Here is an 18,912-nt window from a genome sequence, read left to right as displayed (position 1 = left end):
GAACGTAGGGGTGAAGGCCCCTTCTCTAGCTCCCGTTCTGTCCTCGATTCCCATCTGCACGGTGCAGCAGATGGGATTGCGCGAGCTTGAACGCATCCGCCTCATCCTGCGGGGCGGGTCCGTCATCGACTGGCGGCGAATGCACTTCCAGTCACGCGAAGAGGTGGACCGGTTCCTCCGGCTCTGCCAGTTCGACGTGTCGCGGCCCTTTGACGACGCCTGGGCGCGGACTGTTCTCGCGGATGCCGTGGAGTACCTCCGCAAGACCTTTGACTACAGGGTCGCGGACGCGGTGGCCCAGCCTGAGGAACTGCACGACCTCTTCCTCTTCGCGTCGGGAGCCAAGGGCCTCGCTCGCTACCGACGGATTGCCTGCATCGTCCTCAAGGTGATGCACGTCATCCAGCATATTGAAGGGCGCGATCTCCTCTTCCGTCTGGCTGCGTCCGAGGCAGAACTGGCCACGATGGTCACGGACAAGGTCCTGGGCGTCGCGGAGGAGATGAAGAAGCAAGGGCTCCCCATCGTGGAGTTCGCGCACTCCATCAAGACGCGTGACTCGCTGATCACGAAGCTGAACGCGAAGAAGGAGACCGTGGCGGCCCAGGTCTACGACCGCACACGGTTCCGGGTCATTACCCGGACACGGGCGGACTTACTTCCTGTGCTCTACTTCCTCACGCAGCGTCTGTTCCCCTTCAACTTCGTCGTACCGGGGCAGACGGAGAACACGCTGCTGCCGTTCAAGGGGCTGCTCGCGGATAACCCCCACTTCGAGCAGTTCATCCCACAGCTTCACCTCGACCGTGATTTTGAAGACCGTGAGGACCGAACGGGAAACGCGTTCTCGGGCAGCTCGTACCAGGTTCTCAACTTCGTCGTAGATCTCCCCCTTCGGATGGATCCGTACTTGCCGCCTCCCGACGAGGACGTTCGCCCCAGGAAGGGGCGAGTCTCCTTCGCACTGGTGGAGTTCCAGATTGCGGATGAGGAGACAGCCCGACGCAACGAATTGGGAGACAATGCCCATGAGAGTTACAAGCGTCGACAGAAGCGACGAGTGCTCAATCGACTAAGCCGAGGATTGGTCGTTCCGAAACGACAAGGTTAAGCCCTCGGTCGTTGCCAGAACCCCTGTTTTTGAAAGGCCTGCGTCCTGCAGGCCTTTTGCAAGAAAGGCCTGCGAGGACACGTCGGAAACCGAACCCTGGTTATCGATTTATCCGGACAACATGAATGCTTGCCACGCTTGGATCAGGTTCGGTCCATGCGATGAATGGCTGAGCGGTGGCGTTCAGGTCGACGGAAGGATTCATCGCAGGCGTTCCTGCAACAGTCGATGCATTCAATGGGGCACCCAAGGGCTGCCACGAGTTGTTGATCCATTGGCTGACAAGAATGCTCCGCTCGGAAGCAACGATTCCACTCCAAGCGAGAATGTGAGGTCCGCCCTGTGCAAGTGCGAGGCTTGGTGCGGTATTCCCTGTTCCCCCCGTGCTGATGGATGCGGCGGGGGACCATGTAGTTCCCTCCCAGCGGGCCCAATGGATTTGTCCGTCTGACTGCGGATCCGTAGTCAACTCAGTCCAAGCAACCCATGCGTACCCGTTGCCGTCGATAGTGATTGACGGTGTGCTTGCGCTTCTTCCGAGAGTCCTGTTTCCCAGCGGAGAGGTGTCGTTTTTGAAGACTGCAATGCCACGTGTTGAGTCGTGATCGTTGAAGACACTTGCCGCAACGAATGTGTCTGGGCCCGAAGATGTTGCGGACACGTCGCTTGGGTTGAATAGATAGGGGTCTTCAAACAGTTTCCGATCTTGCCAGGTCTGAGACTGAGGGGGGGACGTGTAACCGAGGATTGAGAACGCGACGGAATCGTAGAAGTCCGCGAAGATGTTGATGTTCTTGTTTGTGTCGATGGTGAGTCGAGGTTTAGATGGATATTCTGCTTGGCCGGTTGGGAAGGGCGGGGAAGGTAATGCGGCCCATGTGGTGCCAGTCCATCGCCTGACGAAGATGGTGCGCCCATCGCCGTTGCCAGTTTTTTCCTCCCAGGCAACCACCGGTTCGCCAGTGGACTCAATGGCCAGGGTAGGCATCGCTGCATCGGTTCCAACTGCAACCAGTCCGCTCAAGGGCGCGCCCAGCATGGTCCATGCCGCACCGGTCCAGCGCGCGACGTAGATGTTCTTGTTCGTTCCATCCGACTCAGCCCAGGCAACCACCGGCTGGTCATCGCGGTCCATCTTCAGCACTACGCCTTCCGCCGAAGTTGGGCCTGCGACCGCACTGATGGCTCCACCCAGCGGGAGCCACGTGGGAACCGTGAATGCCCATTCCGATGCACTGCCCACCATGTTGCCTGCCAGATCCGTGATGAGGCCGACCACAGGTGAGAGATCAACGGACACTGTATCGGGGGCCGCCAGCGGATTGACCGGCGTAGCGGTCAGCGTCTTTCCATCCACCGAGAGACTGACCGTCTTCGGAATGGGGGCGCCTGTGCTCGTCGTGAGGCGCACCAGTTCCTCCGTCACCGACAGCGGATTCATGGGCTCGCTGAACGTGACCTGGATGGACTCGCGCACTCCGACCGCCGCCGCGTTCCTGACGGGCAGGAAGGAACTTACGGTGGGGGCCGTGCGGTCGACGGTGACCGTCCGGGGCGTGCTGAGGAAGATGGCTCCATCCCGAATCGCGCGGATCGACAGCTGGTAGGTGCCTTCCGCTTCCTGGGTCGTGTCCCAGGTGAACGCGTAGGGCGTTCCGCTCGGCTTCGCCAGCACGCTGGCGTCCTTCAGGATCTCCACCGCTTCGGCGGTGCCTCCTCCCACGGTGAACTGGAGGAGCAGTGGTCCGTTGGTAAAGGCCTTACCGGGCGTCGGGACGATCCAGTTCACCACCAAGTCGCCGGCCTTCCCGACAGTCACCGCCAGCGTGGCCTGCTTCGTGACCGCGCCACTCCGGCCCTCGAGCGTCAGGGAGTAGGTCCCCGGCATCGTGGACGTGCCGATTCCGATGCTCAGCGTCGCGCGCCTCTTCCCGGAGGACAGCGTGAACGGCTGAAGCTGGATGCCTTCTGGAGGACCGACGAGGCTCATCGCCACGTCTCCACCCTCTGCCCCCACCCACGTCAGCTGGACCTCGCAACCGAGCGCATCACCGGGAAGGACCTGCTCCTGCGAGGGAACCGCGGTGAACGTGAAGTCGGCATTGGGGTCCGGTTGAGGGGCGCCGACGGGGTCTTCAATGGGCGGAACCTCGATGCATGCGTGGCTCAGGCCTACGCAGCTCAACAGCAACAAGAGTCTCAGGTGGGGCATGGGGGTGGCTTTCTGCAAGGGGTGTTCCGGTCGGTCCCGACGGGAGGCACTGCCGTGGGCGTCCGGAGGAGGGGATGGGCGTCCGGCCCTGGATACACATCTGCCCGCCGCCCCCCGGTTTCAGGTGGGGACGCGCGGGCAGGGGGACTTCGGGAGCTGCTCGAACCGGCTACTTCTTCTTGCGGTTCTTCTTCTTGTTCTCCTTCTCCTTCTTGCGCCGCTCCTTGATGGCGTCGCGGTCGTCCGGCTTGCCCACCGGCGGCGGCGCGTAGCCCATCAGGCGGGCCTTGGCCATCGCGGCCTGGCCCATGGGGGGCGTGTAGCCCGGGGCAATCTGGGGCAGCTGCATGGGCATGCCTCCCATGCCGCCTCCCAACCCCGCCATGGCCTTCTCCAGCATCTTCGGGTCCTTCCCGAACATGCTGCCCAGGTCCATGTTCTTCATCTGGCCCAGCTGCCCCAACTGCTTGAAGCCGGGGATGCGGCCCAGCAGGCCCGGGTTCTGGCCGATGCTGCCCATCACCTGCTGCATCATCCCGAACTTCTGCAGCAGCTCGCGCACCTCCTCCGGCTTGCGACCGCTGCCCTTCGAGATGCGATTGATGCGGCTGGCATTGATGAGGTCCGGACGCAGGCGCTCCTTCGCCGTCATCGAGTCGTACATCGCCTCGATCTTCGTGAGCTCCTTCTCGTCCGGGTTCAGGTGCTCGGTGAGGTCTCCGAAGAGCGGGAACTTCTCCAGCAGGTCCTTCAGCGGCCCCATGCGGCGGACCATGCGGATCTGCTCGACGAAGTCCTTCATCGAGAACTGGCCGGACAACAGCTTGCGCGCGTCGTCCTCCGCCTTCTTCTCGTCGACGACCTTCTCGAAGTCCTTCATCAGGCCGACGATGTCGCCGAAGCCCAGGATGCGGCCCGCGAGGCCCTCCGGACGGAACTCCTCCAGCTTGTCCATCGACTCGCCCATGCCGAGGAACTTGATGGGCTTGCCCGTCACTTCCTTGATGGACAACGCCGCGCCACCACGCGCGTCACCGTCCAGCTTCGTCAGGATGAAGCCGTCCAACGTCAGGCGCCGGTCGAACTCGGCCGCCGTGCGCACCGAGTCCTGGCCAATCATCGCGTCGCACACCAGCAGGATGGTGTCCGGCTGCACGTTGGACTTGATGGCCTCCAGCTCCGTCATCAGCGTCTCGTCGATGGCGAGCCGACCCGCCGTGTCGATGAGCACCACGTCGCACTTCTGCTCGCGCGCGGCGGCGTAGCCCCGCTTCGCCAGCTCCGGCGGCTGGATGCCGGGCTCGAAGTACACGGGGACCTTCAGCCGCTCGCCCAGGACCTTGAGCTGGTCCACGGCGGCCGGACGGTAGATGTCCGCGGCGACCAGCAACGGCTTGCGCCCTTCCTGGAGGAGCCGGCTGGCGAGCTTGCCCGTCGTCGTCGTCTTACCGGAGCCCTGGAGGCCCACCATCATGATGCCCGACAGCTGCCCCTTGGGCTTCAGGTGGAGGCTCGTGTCCACCGGGCCCATCAGGGCCTGCAACTCGTCGTGGCAGATCTTGATGAAGTGGTCCATCGCGCTCACGCGGCGCTTCTGGCCCCCTGCGTCCGTGACGGAGGTCTGCACCACCTCGCCCACGGCCTTCTCGCGGACACGGGCGACGAACTTCTTCACCACGTCGAAGGCGACGTCCGCCTCCAACAACGAAACCCGGATGTCTCGCAGCGACTCGTCCACCAGGTCGGGGGTGAGTTCGCTCTTGCCGGCGAGGCGGTTCTTGGCGGCCCGGAAGCCCTTGGTGACGGTCTCAAGCATGGGGGGCGCTTTATAACAGGGGCCCGCAGGATGCGACGCCCACGGAAGCCCCGGCCGTCCAGCAGTGGAGGAATCAAGGGACTTCCCCCACCATTCCGGGGTTTCGGAAGCCCCCAGGCCCCTCGGCAGGGCCCGCCAGCGCCCCGTTTCCGGGCCGTCCGGCGGGGGCCGGCCTCCCCCTGTCCCAGGATGGGACGGGGATTCCGAGGGTTCACCCCCGCGTCGAACGGGACGGGAACGGCCCTGCCCAGGGGGCCCTTTCCTCGCCAGGGGCAGGTGCCCTGCGACGCCAGACGAACCTGTGCTGCGACGGGGCTGCGCCCTTCATGCGCAGACGGGTGGGGTGACCAGGACCGTCCGTCCCACCCTGCGCGCCATGGGACGGGATGAGGTAGGTTGTCGATGCAGCGGGAGCACGAGTGGCGGAACTGGCAGACGCAGCGGACTTAAAATCCGCTGACTCGCAAGGGTCGTCCGGGTTCGATCCCCGGCTCGTGCATTCACAGCCCCCGTCCCGCGCCAGCCTCAGGGGACGATGGTGGCGCAGTCCGTGGCGCAGGCGAAGGTCGCTGACGTGCAGGCCCGGTCCGTGAGGCAGGCGTCACACATGTCTGCCTTTCGCTCGTAGTCCTCGTCGTCGTTCGCGTTGTCCCGGCAGCGGCTCTCGCACGCGGACGTGTCGTAGTCGTTGTCGTAGCAGGAGGCGTAACGGTCGCAGATGGAGTTGCAGTCGATCGCGGCGTCCACGCCACAGCCAACCATTCCCGTGAGTGCCATTGCCGCGACAAGCAGCGTCTTCAGGTGCCTGGTCATTGTTGTTCCGGAGGGTTCGAGGGAAGGCGAAAATGACGGCGCACGCTGGGGCTCAGGGCGCTTCGTTCTCGTGGACCGGAAGCTAGGGACGACGCGCGGAGTGTCAAGTGCACTGCACATCGAATCCTCCCGGGCCTCTCCCACCGGTTGAGAGGGCGGACGCGGGCGTTCCTGGCTACGCTCAGCGGCATGACGGGTCCGCAATCAAGAACCTGTGCTGCATGTCAGCGCGTCCTGGCGGCCCACGAGGTGTACTACCGCTTCAGCCTGGTGCTCGAAGGGGAGCAGGATCTGCTCGACCCTTCGGGCGAGGCGGACAGCGGCCACGGAGATGCGCTCGCCGAGCTCGTCCAGCGGCTGGAGGCTGGATCCGAAGATTCCAGCGAGCTGGAGGCACAGGTGCACTGGGAGCGCACCGGGGTGGCGTGCGCCGAGTGCCGCTCCGTGGCGGTCCGGATGCTGACCCCCGTTGCGGAGGACGCCGGACCGCACTGAAGGCCGGAGCTAGTCCTTCATCACCCCAGCGGTCTTCAGCAGCTTCACCATGTCCCCGGCCTTGTCGAGGCCCTTGGCCTCCAGGGCCCGCAGTTGCTGGCCCAGCTTCGGGGTGTACGCCTCCAGCATCGCGCGCTTCAGCGCCTCCTGGTCGTGGCCCCACTGCTCCAGCGCCTGGGGCAGGAACCTGGCCGCCCTCGGGTCCTTCAGGCGCACCAGCGCCGCGGTGGCGGCCGCCTGCACGTCAGGGCAGCGCTCGGCAATCACATGCGCCGTCTCCGCCGCCTTCTTCGTCCCCAGATACCCCACGAGCGACAGGTCGTTCTGCCCGGTGGTACTCCGGCAGAACACGAGCTGCTCAAGGGCGGCCTTCGCGTCTGGGTTTCCCTGGCGCATGGCGGCTTCCAGCTCCTCCCGGCTCCAGTGGATCCTGTCTGCCTCCCAGGTCACCTTCAGCGGCACGCTGTGGCCCGCGTTGACCAGCTCCGCCGCCACGCGGTTGCGCCTGAGCTCCGGGACGTGCTCCAGGTCGCGCGCCGCCCGTTGGCCCGCGGCCTGCCGCAGCTTCCAATGGCTGTGCAGTTGCGTGGCCACCGGCATCACCAGCGCATTGACATACTTCCCCCGTGCCACCAGCGCGTCATAGGCCGCCAACGCACACGCCGGGCTCAACTCGACGTTGTCCTCGTTCGCACGCCGCACCTTCACCTCCAGCGTGTCGTTGGAGGACGACCAGCCCCCGGCCGAGGCCTGGTCCCTGGCCAGCTCGTCCACCAGGGCGGGCTCCAGCTCGGCGGGCTCCTCACACCGCAGCGGTGGGCCCACCTCCTCGGCCCGCTCCGCCAGGTACTTCGCCTCGCTGCGCAGCGCTTCCACCGAGCCATCGCCGCGCTTCTCCGCCACGCGGGTGAAGCAATTCGCGAACGAGCTGGCCCACAGCCGCAGCCACAGCTCCGGCTCCTTCCGCATCGCTGACAGGGCCTGGGCCTGGATTTCGGGCGCCTGGGTCGCCGCCGCCAGTGCGAGGGCCCGGTCGAAGGGGTCCGCTGAGGCCTGCGCCCGTCGCCGCAAGGCGTCGTCCTTCATCAACAGGCGCCCCGCGAGCTCCGCGGCCACGCCGGGCAGCCGTGGCCCGTTCGAGTTCATCATCGCCATGGAGCGCAGGTGCATCATCTCGGAGCAGACGGGCACCGGGCCCGCGGCGGCCATCACCTGCCCCCGTCCTCCCACCCGGGCCAGCTTCGTCAGCACGCCAAACGCAGTGGCCCCGCCCTGAAGCAGCACGGCCTCCGCGGCAGCCCGGGGCGCCGGTGCAGGGGCGCCCTCCAACGCGAAGGCGGCCTTCCACAGCGCGGCTTCGTCGGGAGCAGCGGGGGCTGCCGCGAGGGCGAGCGCCGTGAGCAATGCGGTGACGGAGAGCATGGTTCACCTGGAGTGGGTAGGGCAGGGTGAACCAGTCTCGCCTGGATTGCGGTCCTCATGCACTCCCGGTGCGTCCGGGGGCCTTGCTGGGGAGGGCCTTCGCGGCGTCAGTGGATCCGCAGCGCGAACTTGCCCAGGTGGTGCTTGAGCACCTCCTGCTGCGCCTTGGCGGCCTCCTCCATCGCGTAGAGGCGACCGATCTCCAGATGGAAGGGGCCCGCTTCGATGAGCGTGTTCATCCGCTGAAAGGCTTCCGGATGGGCGTTGCCATCGTAGGCGATGACCTGGATGTTCCCGGAGCCCTTCGGAGGAGGCATCACGCCGTTCGGGTGCGCGATGCGCCCTCCCTGGCGGACGTGCTTGAGCGCGGCCTCGCAGGTGTCCCCGCTCGCCAGCACCAACGCGGCGTCGAAGCCGTCCGGTGCGAACTCACGGCAGACCTTGTCCACGTCTCCCTGGCGGCCCTCGACGACCGCGTCCGCGCCGAGCCGACGGACCAGCTCCACCCCGTCCTCGCCCGAAGCGATCGCCAGCACCTGGGCTCCCAGTCTCTTGGCGAACTGCAGGGCGAGGTGTCCCACGCCACCGCTGGCTCCGAAGATGATCAGGCGTTGGCCCGCCTTGAGCTGGAGGTGCTCCTCAAGGCCTTGCAGCGCGGTGATGCCATCCGCCGCGAGGGCTGCTGCCTGCTCGATCTTCAGGCCCTTGGGAATCCGTGCCGCCTGCCGCGCCTTCACCACGGTGAACTGCGCATAGAAGCCTCCCTTGGCGCTGTTGAACGCGGTGCCGTAGACGCGATCTCCCTCCTTGAAGCCCTGCACGGCCTTGCCCACCGCGACCACCTCTCCCGCGCCGTCGGTGCCGGGGATGTAGGGGAAGCGCGGGCCGCCTGGGACCATCTCGGCCATCTGTCCTTCGCGCTCCATGAAATCCCAGGCGCCGACTCCGGCGACCGCGACGCGGACGAGGAGCTCATCGTCACCGCAGGTGGGAACAGACACGGTCTTGATGCCGAGGACCTCGGGGCCGCCAAACTGGTCGAGCGCCGCGGCCTTCATCTTGTCGGGAATGGACGAGGGCATGCTGTGACTCCTTTCGGGTGAAGCCAGACTCCCCGAAACCATGCGCACTCCCCGCGTGAGCGTCAGGGGCTGCTTCCTTCACACCTTGCGCGCACGCCCGTGCCCGAGCGGTCGTGCGTCCGCCCGCCTTCGCCGGCTTCAGTTCAGCAACTGCATGAGGTCCGCGCGCGTGAGCGCGGCGCCTCCTCCCGAGGCACCTCCGAGCGCCGCTTCGAAGAGGGCGCGCTTCTTGTCCTGGAGGAGGAGGATCTTCTCCTCCACCGTGCCCTGGGACACCATCCGGTACACCATCACCGGCCGCTGCTGCCCGATGCGGTGCGCCCGGTCCGCGGCCTGCGCCTCCACGGATGGGTTCCACCAGGGATCCACCAGGAAGACGTGATCCGCCGCCGTGAGGTTGAGCCCCGTGGCTCCGGCCTTCAGCGAGATGAGCATCACCGGCGGTCCCTTCTCGTCCTGGAAGGACGCCGCCACCGCGCCCCGGTTCGCCGTGCCGCCGTCCAACCGGATGAACCCGATGCCTGCTTCCCGCAGCGCGGGTTCAATGAGATCCAACATCGACGTCCACTGCGAGAACACGAGCGCCTTGTGCCCGTCCTCCGCCGCCGTGCCGAGCGCCTCCACCAGCGCCTGCACCTTCGAGGACGTCTTCGCCTGCTGCCCCGGCACCAGCGCCGGATGGCAGGCCGCCTGTCGCAGCCGCAGCAGGGCCTCCAGCGCCTTCAGCACGCTGCCGCCCTCCTCGAGCTGGGACACCACCTCCTCGCGCGTCGCGGCGTGGACCGCGTCGTAGACGGCGCGCTCCTGCTCCGTGAGCGTGACGTGCCGCACGGCCTCGGTGCGCGGCGGCAGGTCGGGCGCCACGTCCCGCTTGAGCCTGCGCAGCACGAAGGGACGGATCCTCGCGCGCAGCTGCTCGGCGGCTCCCTTCTGGTTCTCCGACACCGGCCGCGCCCAGCGCTCGTCGAACGCCTTGCGTCCGCCCAGCAGCCCCCGGTTGGTGAAGTGCATCAGGCTCCACAGTTCCTCGAGCCGGTTCTCGATGGGCGTGCCGCTGAGCGCCAGCCGGAAGTTCGCGTCCAGTTCGAAGGCCGCTCGCGCGACCTGGCTGTCCGGGTTCTTGATGGCCTGGGCCTCGTCCAGCACCACCGTGTCCCACGTCTTCGCGCCGAGGATGGCCGCGTCCAACCGCAGCAGCGCGTAGGTCGTGAGCGTCACGTCGGCCGTCTCGTCCAGCGTCCTTCCCACGCCGTGGTAGACGGACACCTTCAGCGACGGACGGAAGCGCTTCACCTCCGCCTCCCAGTTGGGGAGCACGCTCGTGGGCGCTACGACGAGGGTTCCCGGGTTCAGCGTGCAGATCGTCTGCAGCGTCTTGCCCAGACCCATGTCGTCCGCGAGCACGCCTCCCAGCCCCGCCTGTCGCAGGAAGGTGAGCCAGCTCACGCCCTGCAACTGGTAGGGACGCAGCGTCGCGGTGAGGTCCTTGGGCAGACGCGGCTCGGGGAGCTTCTCGAAGCCCTGCACCAGCGGCGCGAGTCGCTCCAGGCCGGGCGGGGCAGGGTGCTCCAGCGCGTCGCACAGCCCGGTGAGCTGGGGGATGGCGTGGTTGGCGATGCGGCCGTCCGTCTCGCGCGCGGCGAGCAGGTCCGTCACGCGCTGGCCGTGGGCCTTCAGCCAGCCCGTGGGAAGGGGTGCCCAGCCTCCGCCCTCCAGCGGCACCAGCCCCAGTCCCTCTTCCCAGGCGCGCATCACCGCGCCAGCGTCCACCGAGCGCGTCACGCCGGGCCCCAGGCCCTCGACCTGGAAGTCGAGCGAGAAGCCCACGCGGGGCACTCCGGCTTCGGTGGTGGTCGTGTCCAGCGTGAGCGTGGGCCGCAGCTTCACGTCGGGGCTGACCACGCCCGCCGCGTCCCCTGTCAGGCCGCCTCTCCAGCGCCGCAGCTTGTCCGCGAGCTGCACCGCGTCCTTGCCGTGCACCGTCACGCGCCGGCCCGGCGCCATGTTCAGCTCGTCCCTCAACTGGTGGATGAGCTTCGTCTCGGTGGCTTCGTCGCGCACGGGTGCGGCGCCCTGGAGGTACACCATGCGCCCGTTGTCGATGCGCGCGGTGGGCGGGGAGCCGTACACCAGCGTGGGCAGCACGGAGAGGCCGGCGTCCAGCTTGTCGAGCTCCAGCGAGATGCGCGGCTTGAGCGTCCGGTCGATGGGCGGCAGCCGGCGGCTCTTCACGTCCACCGGCATGCGCCGCGCGAAGTCCGGCAACACCTTGCCCGTCAGGTCCGCCAGCTGATCCGGGGAGAAGACGCGCTCCTGCGGCAGGTTCTCCAGCCTCGTGCCGGTGAGGGCCTGTTCCCCCAGCCGGCAGAGCGTGCCCGCGCACAGCGCGACGCCGGGGCTGACCAACTCGGTGATGCGCGGATCCTTCTCCACCTTGAGCACCGTCTGCTCGCCGCGGTCCTCGACGGTGACGCGGGGCAGGAGGGGCTCGTTCGAGACGGACACCAGCACGCCGTCGAAGAGCACGGTGCGCGCCTTCTCCAGCACGTGCAGCAGGGCGTCCAGCCGGCTTGAGGGGAGCGCGCCCTTGGTGGGCTGGGCCAGGAGCTTGTCCGCGAGCAGGTCGCAGGGCTCCACCTGGATGCGCGCGGCCTCCACGGGGTTGTTCAAGAGGGACGTCAGGCTGCGGGCCAGGAGGCGCGCGGTGCTGTCCGGACGCACCACCAGGCGCTCCAACTGGAGGCCTCCGTCCACGCGCTTGAAGCGGTACACCATGCGCTCCGGCTTCGGTGCGGTGCCCGGCCGCGCGGCGGTGGGAGCCGGTCCTGCGCGGGCAGGGGACGCCGCGACCGCCTTCCGGCCCTCCGCCTGCCGCAGGACGATGGCCGCGGCGATGACGTGCTCGCACGGGTCCACCTTCCCCCGGCAGTCGCACTCCCAGATTTCGTCCTCGGGGTAGAGGGTGGTGGTCAGCGGGGTGGGGCGGCCGGGGATGCGGACCCGCAGGACGACCTCCTCCTCACCCACGGACTGCACCGACACGACCCCCGCGCGAGACAGGGCCTGTCCGGCGGACCACGTGGCCGGGCCTGACTCCTCCCGGATGGCATCGAGCAGTTCCGCGAGCGCCGACATACGAGGACCGGTTCCCTAGCCCTCCGTCGCGCTCCACGCAACAACGCGGCGGGAGTGGAGGACATCCGTACCCGGAGTGTCCGTCAGGCCGCTCGCTGTAACGCGGACCGATACACCCCCGCGCGCCCCTGTAACCCGGCGCGCTACAGCCGCCGGGACCGGCGTGTCACCCGGTCCCGTTCCTCCGAGTGGAGCCGGGCTGGAGCGGTGCGTGGCGTGGCAGGTGCATGACGCACCGGTTCCCCTTTCGCGAACGCAGCATGTTCGCGGGGTGTGTCGAGGAGGTTTCCGGATGCGCGTGCCGTGGACCATTGCTGGCATCTCCGCCGGAGCGCTGCTCGTCGGTGCCGCGTGGGCCACCGTCGTCCTCCGCCCTCAGCCCCTCGTCCTCGGCGCGCTGCCCCCCGTCGTCCTTCCCGACGTGGAGCGCTCCGGTGGCGCCACCACGGTGACGGATCCGGGCCGCAATGCCTTCGGGCGCGCGCCCATGAACATGCCTCGCCCGCGCTGGCCGGACTTCCACGCCGGCAAGGGCGTCTTCGACCGCGACTGGAGCGAGGCCCGCAGGGGGCCCGTCCTCGTGGGGCCGCTCTTCAGCGCCGCTTCCTGCATGACCTGCCACGTGAAGGACGGCCGCGGTCAGCCGCCGGCCTCACCCTCCGAGGCGCCCGTCTCGCTGGTGTTCCAGCTGAGCGCGCCCGAAGGTCAGGGCCCCCATCCGCTGTACGGCGGCCAGCTGGACGCGCACGCCCTGGACGGCCACGTCCCCGAGGGCCACGTCCGCGTCGACTTCGAGGAGACGCGCGGCACGTTCGCCACCGGCGAGCCGTACTCGCTGGTGCGCCCGCGCTACCAGTTCCAGGGGCTCGTCCATGGCCCCCTGGGCGATGGGGCCCCCGTGTCCGCCCGCGTGTCGCCCGTGAACTTCGGACTGGGGCTGCTGGAGGCCCTGCCCGAAGCGGCCATCCTCGCCCGGGCCGACCCCGAGGACCGCGACCAGGACGGCATCTCCGGCCGCGCCAACCAGGTGCTGGACGTGGAGACCGGGACCACCCGCCTGGGCCGCTTCGGGTGGAAGGCCAACCAGCCCACGCTGCGCCAGCAGGTGACGCATGCGCTCGTCGCGGACATGGGGCTCACCAGCTCCCTGTATCCCCGTGAGCAGGGGCGGGACGCGCCCGGTGAGCCGGAGGTGTCCCAGGACGACCTGGACCTGCTGATGATCTACATGCGCCTGCTGGCCGTGCCGAAGCGGCGCGACTGGGAGGCCCCCGACGTGCAGCGCGGCCACGCCGTGTTCCGCGCCATCGGGTGCGCGGCCTGCCACATCGACACGCCCCAGCTGACGGGCACCGTGGAGGGCTTCGACGAGGTGTCCGGCCAGGTCATCTACACCTACACGGACCTCCTGCTGCACGACCTGGGCGAGGACCTGGCGGACGGGCGTCCGGATGGGCTCGCCAGTGGCCGCGAGTGGCGCACGCCGCCGCTGTGGGGCATCGGGCTGGTGGAGGTCGTCAACAAGCACACGCGCTTCCTGCATGACGGCCGGGCGCGCAACCTGGAGGAGGCCGTGCTCTGGCACGGGGGCGAGGCGGCTTCCGCGCAGGAGCGCTACGTGCGGCTGCCCCGGGAGGACCGGGCCGCGCTGCTCGCCTTCCTGAAGTCGCTCTAGCGCCGACGGGGGCCAAAGCCCCTGGCCCCCCGTCCGACCTGCGGCCGGGAGGCCCGTCGCCTGGAGGAGACTTCCGGCACCCTGGACCCCGAAACGGTGGACGGGCCGGATCCTTGGGCTAGCCTGCGGCCCCCCTTCATGCAGCCCCACGCTCCCATCCCCGATGGCGCCCCCGCCGTCCCGCTCGCGGTCGACCTGGACGGCACGCTGGTGCGCACGGACACCCTGCACGAGAACCTGCTCGTGCTCCTCAAGCACGCGCCGTGGTGGCTGCTGCTGGCGCCGCTGTGGATGCTCCGGGGCAAGGCCTTCTTCAAGGCGGAGGTCGCCCGGCACGCGGCGCTGGACGTCACCTCGCTGCCCTACAACGCGGAGGTGCTCACCTTCCTGCGGGAGGAGCATGCGCGGGGGCGGCGGCTCGTCCTGGCCACGGCGGCGGACCGGCGCATCGCCGACGCGGTGGCCGCGCACCTGGGCCTCTTCAGCGACGTGCTCGCGAGCGAAGCCGGCGTGAACCTGTCCGGCGCGCGGAAGCTCGCGCGGCTGCGGGAGGTGCTGGGCACGTTCGACTACGCGGGCAACGACGCGGTGGACCTGGCGCTGTGGCGCGAGTGCCGCGAGGTCGTGGTGGTGCACGCCCGGGCCGGGGTGCTGCGGCAGGCCCGGGACCTGGGCCGGCCCATGCACCGCGTGTTCGAGGCCCCCAGGGCCTCCTGGCGCGGCTGGGTGCGGGCGCTGCGGGTGCACCAGTGGGCGAAGAACGCGCTCGTGTTCGTGCCGCTGCTGGCCGCGCACAAGGCGACCCAGGGCGGCATGGCGCCGCGCGCGGTGCTCGCCTTCGTGGCGTTCAGCCTGTGCGCGTCCAGCGTGTACGTGCTCAACGACTTGATGGACCTCGCGTCGGACCGGCGGCACCCCACCAAGTCCCGGCGCCCCTTCGCGTCGGGCGAGCTGTCGGTGCGCGCGGGCGTGGTGCTGGCGCCGGTGCTCCTGGGGCTCGCGGCGGTGGTGGCGCTGGGGACGCTGCCCCTGTCGTTCTCCGCGCTCCTGGGCGTGTACTTCGTGCTCACGCTCGCGTACTCGCTGCGGCTCAAGCAGGTGGTGATGCTGGACGTGCTGGTGCTGGCGGGCCTGTACACCGTGCGCATCTTCGGCGGCGCGCTGGCGGTGGGCGTGCCCACGTCCAGCTGGCTGTTGATGTTCAGCACCTTCCTCTTCCTGTCCCTGGCCCTGCTCAAGCGCGTGAGCGAGGTGCGGCGGCTGCGGGAGTCCCACGAGACGGCCGCCCACGGGCGCGGCTACCTGGCGCAGGACTACGAGCAGCTCGCGAGCCTGGGCGTGGCGGCGGGGCAGGTGTCCGTCCTGGTGCTCGCCCTGTACATCACCAGCAAGGAGGTCACCGCGCTGTATGGCCATCCGGAGCGGCTGTGGCTGCTCTGTCCGGTGATGCTGTACTGGGTGGGCCGCATCTGGGTGCTGGCGCACCGGGGACTCGTGAACGAGGACCCGCTCGTCTTCGCGCTCAGGGACAGGGTCAGCTACGTCGTCGGGCTCGTCGCGGCGCTGGTGCTGTGGGTGGCGACGTGACGGGAGCCTTGTGATGAGCCCTTCGGATTCCTGGGGACGCTTCCCCCGCGTCGAGCAGCGGACGCGGTCGCTCGTCTGGCGCTCGGACGCGCTGCCGAAGGTCGACGGGCCCGTGCTGCCGCATGGCCTGGGCCGCAGCTACGGCGACTCCTGCCTCAACGCCGGGGGCACGCTGCTGCTCACCCCCGGGTTGGACCGGCTCATCGACTTCGATGCGGCGACCGGCGTGGTGCGCTGCGAGGCGGGCGTGTCGCTGGACACGCTGCTGCGGCTCTGCGTGCCTCGCGGCTGGTTCCTGCCGGTGACGCCGGGGACGAAGTTCGTGACGGTGGGCGGCGCCATCGCCAACGACGTGCACGGCAAGAACCACCACCGCGCCGGCACGTTTGGCCGGCACGTGCGGCGCTTCGAATTGCTGCGCTCGGACGGCAGCCGCCGGATGTGCGCGCCCGATGAGAACCCCGACTGGTTCGGGGCGACGATTGGCGGACTGGGGCTCACCGGGCTCATCACCTGGGCGGAGGTGCAGCTGGCACCCATCCGCAACCCCTTCGTGATGCAGGAGACGGTGCCCTTCGACAACCTGGACGGCTTCCTCCGCGTGTCCGCGGAGTCCGAGGCCGACCACGACTTCACCATGTCGTGGGTGGACTGCCTGGCGCGGGGCAAGAAGCTGGGCCGGGGGCTGTTCTACCGGGGCAACTTCGCGCCGTCGCAGTTCGAGCGGCTGCCGCTCGCGAAGAGCCACCTGTCGCACGGCACCGGGCTCGCGGTGCCCATGGACCTGCCGGGCTTCTGCCTCAACCGGCTGTCGGTGTCTGCCTTCAACTTCCTGTACTACCACCGGCAGCGGGGCCGGCCGTCGCGGCAGCTGGTGCACTACGATCCGTTCTTCTACCCGCTCGACAGCGTGTACGGGTGGAACCGCATCTATGGCAGCCGGGGCTTCCTCCAGTTCCAGTGCGTGGTGCCGCACGCCACCGCGCGTGACGCGCTGAAGGAATTGCTGGAGCGCAGCGCTCGGGGCGGGCTGCCCAGCTTCCTGTCCGTGCTCAAGACTTTTGGAGACCTGCCGTCGCCCGGGTGGATGTCCTTTCCGCGCCCCGGCTTCACGCTGGCCCTGGACTTCGCCAACCGGGGCGAGAAGACGTGGCGCCTGGTGGAGGAGCTGGACCGCGTGACGCGCGAGGCGGGGGGCGCGGTGTATCCGGCCAAGGACGCGCGCATGAGCCCGGAGAGCTTCGCGGCGTACTTCCCCCAGCGCGACCGGTTCGCGGCGTACATCGACCCGGCCTTCTCGTCCTCCTTCTGGCGCCGGGTGAACCCGGTGTCGCTGCCCATGCCTTCGCTGGAGGGGCGCGGCGACAGCGCGGTCCCTCCGGCGTCACTGCTCGCCCTTCGCTGACAGGCCCCTGGTCCCCATGAAGAAAGTCATCATCCTCGGCGCCACGAGCGCCATCGCCCAGGCCACGGTGCGGTTGCTCGCCGCGCGCGGGGCCTCGCTGTACCTGGTGGGCCGCAACGCGGAGAACCTGGAGGCGGTGGCCCGTGACGCGGCCACGCGCGGCGCGCCCAAGGTGGAGTTCCGGGCGCTGGACCTGAACGACTGTGATGCGCACGCAAGCCTCGTGGAGCGGGCGTGGCAGGCTCTGGGCGGCCTGGACGGGGCCGTGCTGGCGCATGGCGTGCTGGGCGACCAGGACGCGAGCCAGCGCTCGTGGGCGGCGGCGGAGGTGGTGCTGCGCACGAACTTCCTGAGCGCCGCGTCGCTGCTGACGGAGCTGGCCAACCGCTTCGAGGCGCAGAAGGCCGGCACGCTGGTGGTCATCTCCTCGGTGGCCGGAGACCGGGGCCGGCAGAGCAACTACGTGTACGGCGCGTCCAAGGGCGCGCTGACCGTGTTCCTCCAGGGCCTGCGCAACCGGCTGGCGAAGTCCGGCGTCGCGGTGGTGACGGTGAAGCCCGGCTTCGTGGACACACCGATGACGGCGCACGTGCCGAAGAACAAGCTCTTCGCCACGCCGGAGCAGGTGGCCAAGGGGCTGCTGCGCGCCGCCGATGGCCGGAAGAACGAGGTCTACGTGCCCGGCTTCTGGGCGCTCATCATGCTCATCATCCGGAGCATCCCGGAGCCGGTGTTCAAGAGGATGAAGCTCTAGATGCTGCCCCTCCTTCCGGATCCGGAGGCGGCGCTTGGGACGAGCAACCCGCTCGTCATCACCGTCGAGAACCTGCTCAGCGCGGAGGAGTGCCGCGAGTTGATTGCGCGGATTGAAGAGGCAGGGCCGACCGCGGCCCCCATCACCACGGCGGCGGGCTTCGTGATGCGCCCGGACATCCGCAACAACACCCGGGTGATGTTCGACGACGTCGCGATGGCGTCACGGTTGTTCGAGCGCATCGCGCCCCATGTGCCGCTCCGGCTCGAGCGCGAGTGGGAGGCGTGCGGGGCGAATGAGCGATTCCGCTGCTATCGCTACGAGGCGGGCCAGTACTTCGCTCCGCACTTCGACGGCGCGTTTGTCCGTCACCGTGATGAGCGCAGCCTGCTCACGTTCATGGTGTATTTGAATGACTGCCCACAGGGGGGCGCGACGAACTTCCTCATGCTCGGGCACTCCGTGGCGCCCAGCACGGGCACGGCCCTGCTGTTCAATCACCACCTGTACCACGAGGGCGCCGCGGTCACGGCGGGCCTCAAGTATGTGCTTCGCACCGACCTGATGTATCGGCGCGCTGGCGCGTAGCTGCGCTCTGCCTCGGAGGTGGGTGTGGTGTTCCGGGGCTGAGTGGGCGCGGGCTCCGCGGTGTTCGACAGCCTGGAGGGAGTCCCCGCGTCTGGTGGGGCCAGACGCGGGGCACGGTGGAGTGGGGCTCAGCTCCCCGTGGATTCCCGTGGGTCAATGACAGACACGCGGGCGAGGGCCTCGCGCAGGCGTTCGACCAGGGGCTCGAGGTGCGGGTCCTGCATCAGCGCGTGGTGGCTGCCCGGGACGTCGAGGACCTCCAGTCCGCCGCGCACGAGGCCTTCCCAGCCGCGATGACGCGGGAGGGGGGCGGATTCGCTGGCGCTCAGCAGCAGGGCGGTGCCGTCGTAGGGCTGGGGCACGTAGTGCTCCAGGGCGAGCAGGTTGGCCTGGAAGACGCGGAAGAGGGCGCGCAGCTGGGCGGGGCCGGACTGCGTGTCGAGGATGCGGGCGCGGAGGCCTTCCTCCAGCAGGGCGCCGAGCATCGCGTTGTCGTCGCCCCGGGCGAGGGCGTCGTCCGTCAGCGTGGGCGTCTGGCCGAAGGCGGAGGCCGTGGCGTGGGCGAAGGCGATGCGGGCCCTGGCCTGGGGCGTGTAGTCGGTGGAAGGCTTCGTCAGGCCGGGGACGTGCGCATCCACCAGGGCGAGCAGGTCCACCGCTTCGCCCGCTTCGCGCAGCCTGCGGGCCATTTCGTACGCGACGACGCCGCCCATGGACCAGCCTCCGAGGAGGTAGGGGCCCTGGGGCTGCACGGAGCGCACGGCTTCGAGGTAGAGGGCGGCCATCTCCTCCACGGACTCCGCGACGGGGCGTCCGT

At 68.9% G+C, this 18,912-nt stretch carries 14 protein-coding genes and 1 tRNA gene; 8 read left to right on the top strand and 7 right to left on the bottom strand.

What is annotated here, in order from left to right; genetic code table 11:
* Positions 1-10 precede the first annotated feature (10 nt).
* The gene (locus D7X12_RS01055) at positions 11-1,111 is read left to right on the top strand and encodes a TIGR04552 family protein (protein WP_120623399.1); all 1,101 of its coding nucleotides are present in this window, start codon (positions 11-13) and stop codon (positions 1,109-1,111) included.
* 100 nt (positions 1,112-1,211) lie between these two features.
* Here D7X12_RS01055 and D7X12_RS01050 read toward each other — a convergent pair whose 3' ends face one another.
* Both D7X12_RS01050 and ffh read right to left on the bottom strand, forming a co-directional pair.
* The gene (locus D7X12_RS01050) at positions 1,212-3,323 is read right to left on the bottom strand and encodes an Ig-like domain-containing protein (protein ID WP_120623398.1); all 2,112 of its coding nucleotides are present in this window, start codon (positions 3,321-3,323) and stop codon (positions 1,212-1,214) included.
* 169 nt (positions 3,324-3,492) lie between these two features.
* The gene (ffh, locus tag D7X12_RS01045; RefSeq protein WP_120623397.1) at positions 3,493-5,139 is read right to left on the bottom strand and encodes a signal recognition particle protein; all 1,647 of its coding nucleotides are present in this window, start codon (positions 5,137-5,139) and stop codon (positions 3,493-3,495) included.
* Positions 5,140-5,552: 413 nt separating this feature from the next.
* Here ffh and D7X12_RS01040 point away from each other — a divergent pair.
* Positions 5,553-5,638, top strand: a tRNA-Leu gene (locus D7X12_RS01040).
* A 26-nt stretch (positions 5,639-5,664) separates the two neighbouring features.
* On the opposite strand, the gene D7X12_RS01035 is transcribed toward D7X12_RS01040, so the two are convergent.
* Positions 5,665-5,886 (bottom strand): hypothetical protein, encoded by a 222-nt coding sequence (locus D7X12_RS01035; RefSeq protein WP_147443471.1) that lies wholly within the window; start codon positions 5,884-5,886, stop codon positions 5,665-5,667.
* A gap of 255 nt (positions 5,887-6,141) precedes the next feature.
* Here D7X12_RS01035 and D7X12_RS01030 point away from each other — a divergent pair, with 255 nt between their 5' ends.
* Positions 6,142-6,447, top strand: a complete 306-nt coding sequence (locus D7X12_RS01030; protein ID WP_120623435.1) for a hypothetical protein — start codon at positions 6,142-6,144, stop codon at positions 6,445-6,447.
* Positions 6,448-6,456: 9 nt separating this feature from the next.
* Here the strand turns inward: D7X12_RS01030 and D7X12_RS01025 are convergent, their stop codons facing one another.
* The 3 genes from D7X12_RS01025 to D7X12_RS01015 form a co-directional block, all read right to left on the bottom strand.
* Positions 6,457-7,869: a hypothetical protein gene (locus tag D7X12_RS01025; RefSeq protein WP_120623395.1), complete on the bottom strand. Its 1,413-nt coding sequence runs from the start codon at positions 7,867-7,869 to the stop codon at positions 6,457-6,459.
* A gap of 107 nt (positions 7,870-7,976) precedes the next feature.
* Positions 7,977-8,951, bottom strand: a complete 975-nt coding sequence (locus tag D7X12_RS01020; protein ID WP_208718755.1) for an NADP-dependent oxidoreductase — start codon at positions 8,949-8,951, stop codon at positions 7,977-7,979.
* A 138-nt stretch (positions 8,952-9,089) separates the two neighbouring features.
* Entirely contained in the window at positions 9,090-12,086 is a 2,997-nt protein-coding gene (locus D7X12_RS01015; RefSeq protein ID WP_120623394.1) for a DEAD/DEAH box helicase, read from the bottom strand.
* A gap of 292 nt (positions 12,087-12,378) precedes the next feature.
* Between D7X12_RS01015 and D7X12_RS01010 the strand changes: the two genes are divergently transcribed.
* The 5 genes from D7X12_RS01010 (at position 12,379) to D7X12_RS00990 (ending at position 18,095) form a co-directional block, all read left to right on the top strand.
* On the top strand, positions 12,379-13,761 hold the full coding sequence (locus D7X12_RS01010) for a di-heme oxidoreductase family protein (protein ID WP_120623393.1): 1,383 nt from the start codon (positions 12,379-12,381) through the stop codon (positions 13,759-13,761).
* A gap of 138 nt (positions 13,762-13,899) precedes the next feature.
* Positions 13,900-15,348: a UbiA family prenyltransferase gene (locus D7X12_RS01005; RefSeq protein ID WP_120623392.1), complete on the top strand. Its 1,449-nt coding sequence runs from the start codon at positions 13,900-13,902 to the stop codon at positions 15,346-15,348.
* Positions 15,349-15,361: 13 nt separating this feature from the next.
* A complete protein-coding gene (locus D7X12_RS01000; RefSeq protein WP_120623391.1) occupies positions 15,362-16,753 on the top strand; it encodes an FAD-binding oxidoreductase in 1,392 nt (463 codons plus the stop codon).
* 16 nt (positions 16,754-16,769) lie between these two features.
* A complete protein-coding gene (locus D7X12_RS00995) occupies positions 16,770-17,507 on the top strand; it encodes an SDR family oxidoreductase (protein ID WP_120623390.1) in 738 nt (245 codons plus the stop codon).
* The gene (locus D7X12_RS00990) at positions 17,508-18,095 is read left to right on the top strand and encodes a prolyl hydroxylase family protein (protein WP_120623389.1); all 588 of its coding nucleotides are present in this window, start codon (positions 17,508-17,510) and stop codon (positions 18,093-18,095) included.
* Positions 18,096-18,223: 128 nt separating this feature from the next.
* Here the strand turns inward: D7X12_RS00990 and D7X12_RS00985 are convergent.
* Positions 18,224-18,912, bottom strand: a 689-nt coding sequence (locus D7X12_RS00985; protein WP_120623388.1) for a thioesterase domain-containing protein, incomplete at its 5' end; no start/stop codon positions are given.

Origin of the sequence: Corallococcus sicarius (genome assembly GCF_003611735.1) — a bacterium.
GTDB lineage: Bacteria > Myxococcota > Myxococcia > Myxococcales > Myxococcaceae > Corallococcus > Corallococcus sicarius.
This window is presented reverse-complemented; position numbering and strand designations above follow the sequence as displayed.

Coding starts and splice junctions, on each gene's coding strand:
- D7X12_RS01050 (WP_120623398.1), bottom strand. CDS start 3,323: ATGCCCCACCTGAGACTCTTGTTGCTGTTGAGCTGCGTAGGCCTGAGC.
- ffh (WP_120623397.1), bottom strand. CDS start 5,139: ATGCTTGAGACCGTCACCAAGGGCTTCCGGGCCGCCAAGAACCGCCTC.
- D7X12_RS01030 (WP_120623435.1), top strand. CDS start 6,142: ATGACGGGTCCGCAATCAAGAACCTGTGCTGCATGTCAGCGCGTCCTG.
- D7X12_RS01025 (WP_120623395.1), bottom strand. CDS start 7,869: ATGCTCTCCGTCACCGCATTGCTCACGGCGCTCGCCCTCGCGGCAGCC.
- D7X12_RS01020 (WP_208718755.1), bottom strand. CDS start 8,951: ATGCCCTCGTCCATTCCCGACAAGATGAAGGCCGCGGCGCTCGACCAG.
- D7X12_RS01015 (WP_120623394.1), bottom strand. CDS start 12,086: ATGTCGGCGCTCGCGGAACTGCTCGATGCCATCCGGGAGGAGTCAGGC.
- D7X12_RS01010 (WP_120623393.1), top strand. CDS start 12,379: ATGCGCGTGCCGTGGACCATTGCTGGCATCTCCGCCGGAGCGCTGCTC.
- D7X12_RS01005 (WP_120623392.1), top strand. CDS start 13,900: ATGCAGCCCCACGCTCCCATCCCCGATGGCGCCCCCGCCGTCCCGCTC.
- D7X12_RS01000 (WP_120623391.1), top strand. CDS start 15,362: ATGAGCCCTTCGGATTCCTGGGGACGCTTCCCCCGCGTCGAGCAGCGG.
- D7X12_RS00995 (WP_120623390.1), top strand. CDS start 16,770: ATGAAGAAAGTCATCATCCTCGGCGCCACGAGCGCCATCGCCCAGGCC.
- D7X12_RS00990 (WP_120623389.1), top strand. CDS start 17,508: ATGCTGCCCCTCCTTCCGGATCCGGAGGCGGCGCTTGGGACGAGCAAC.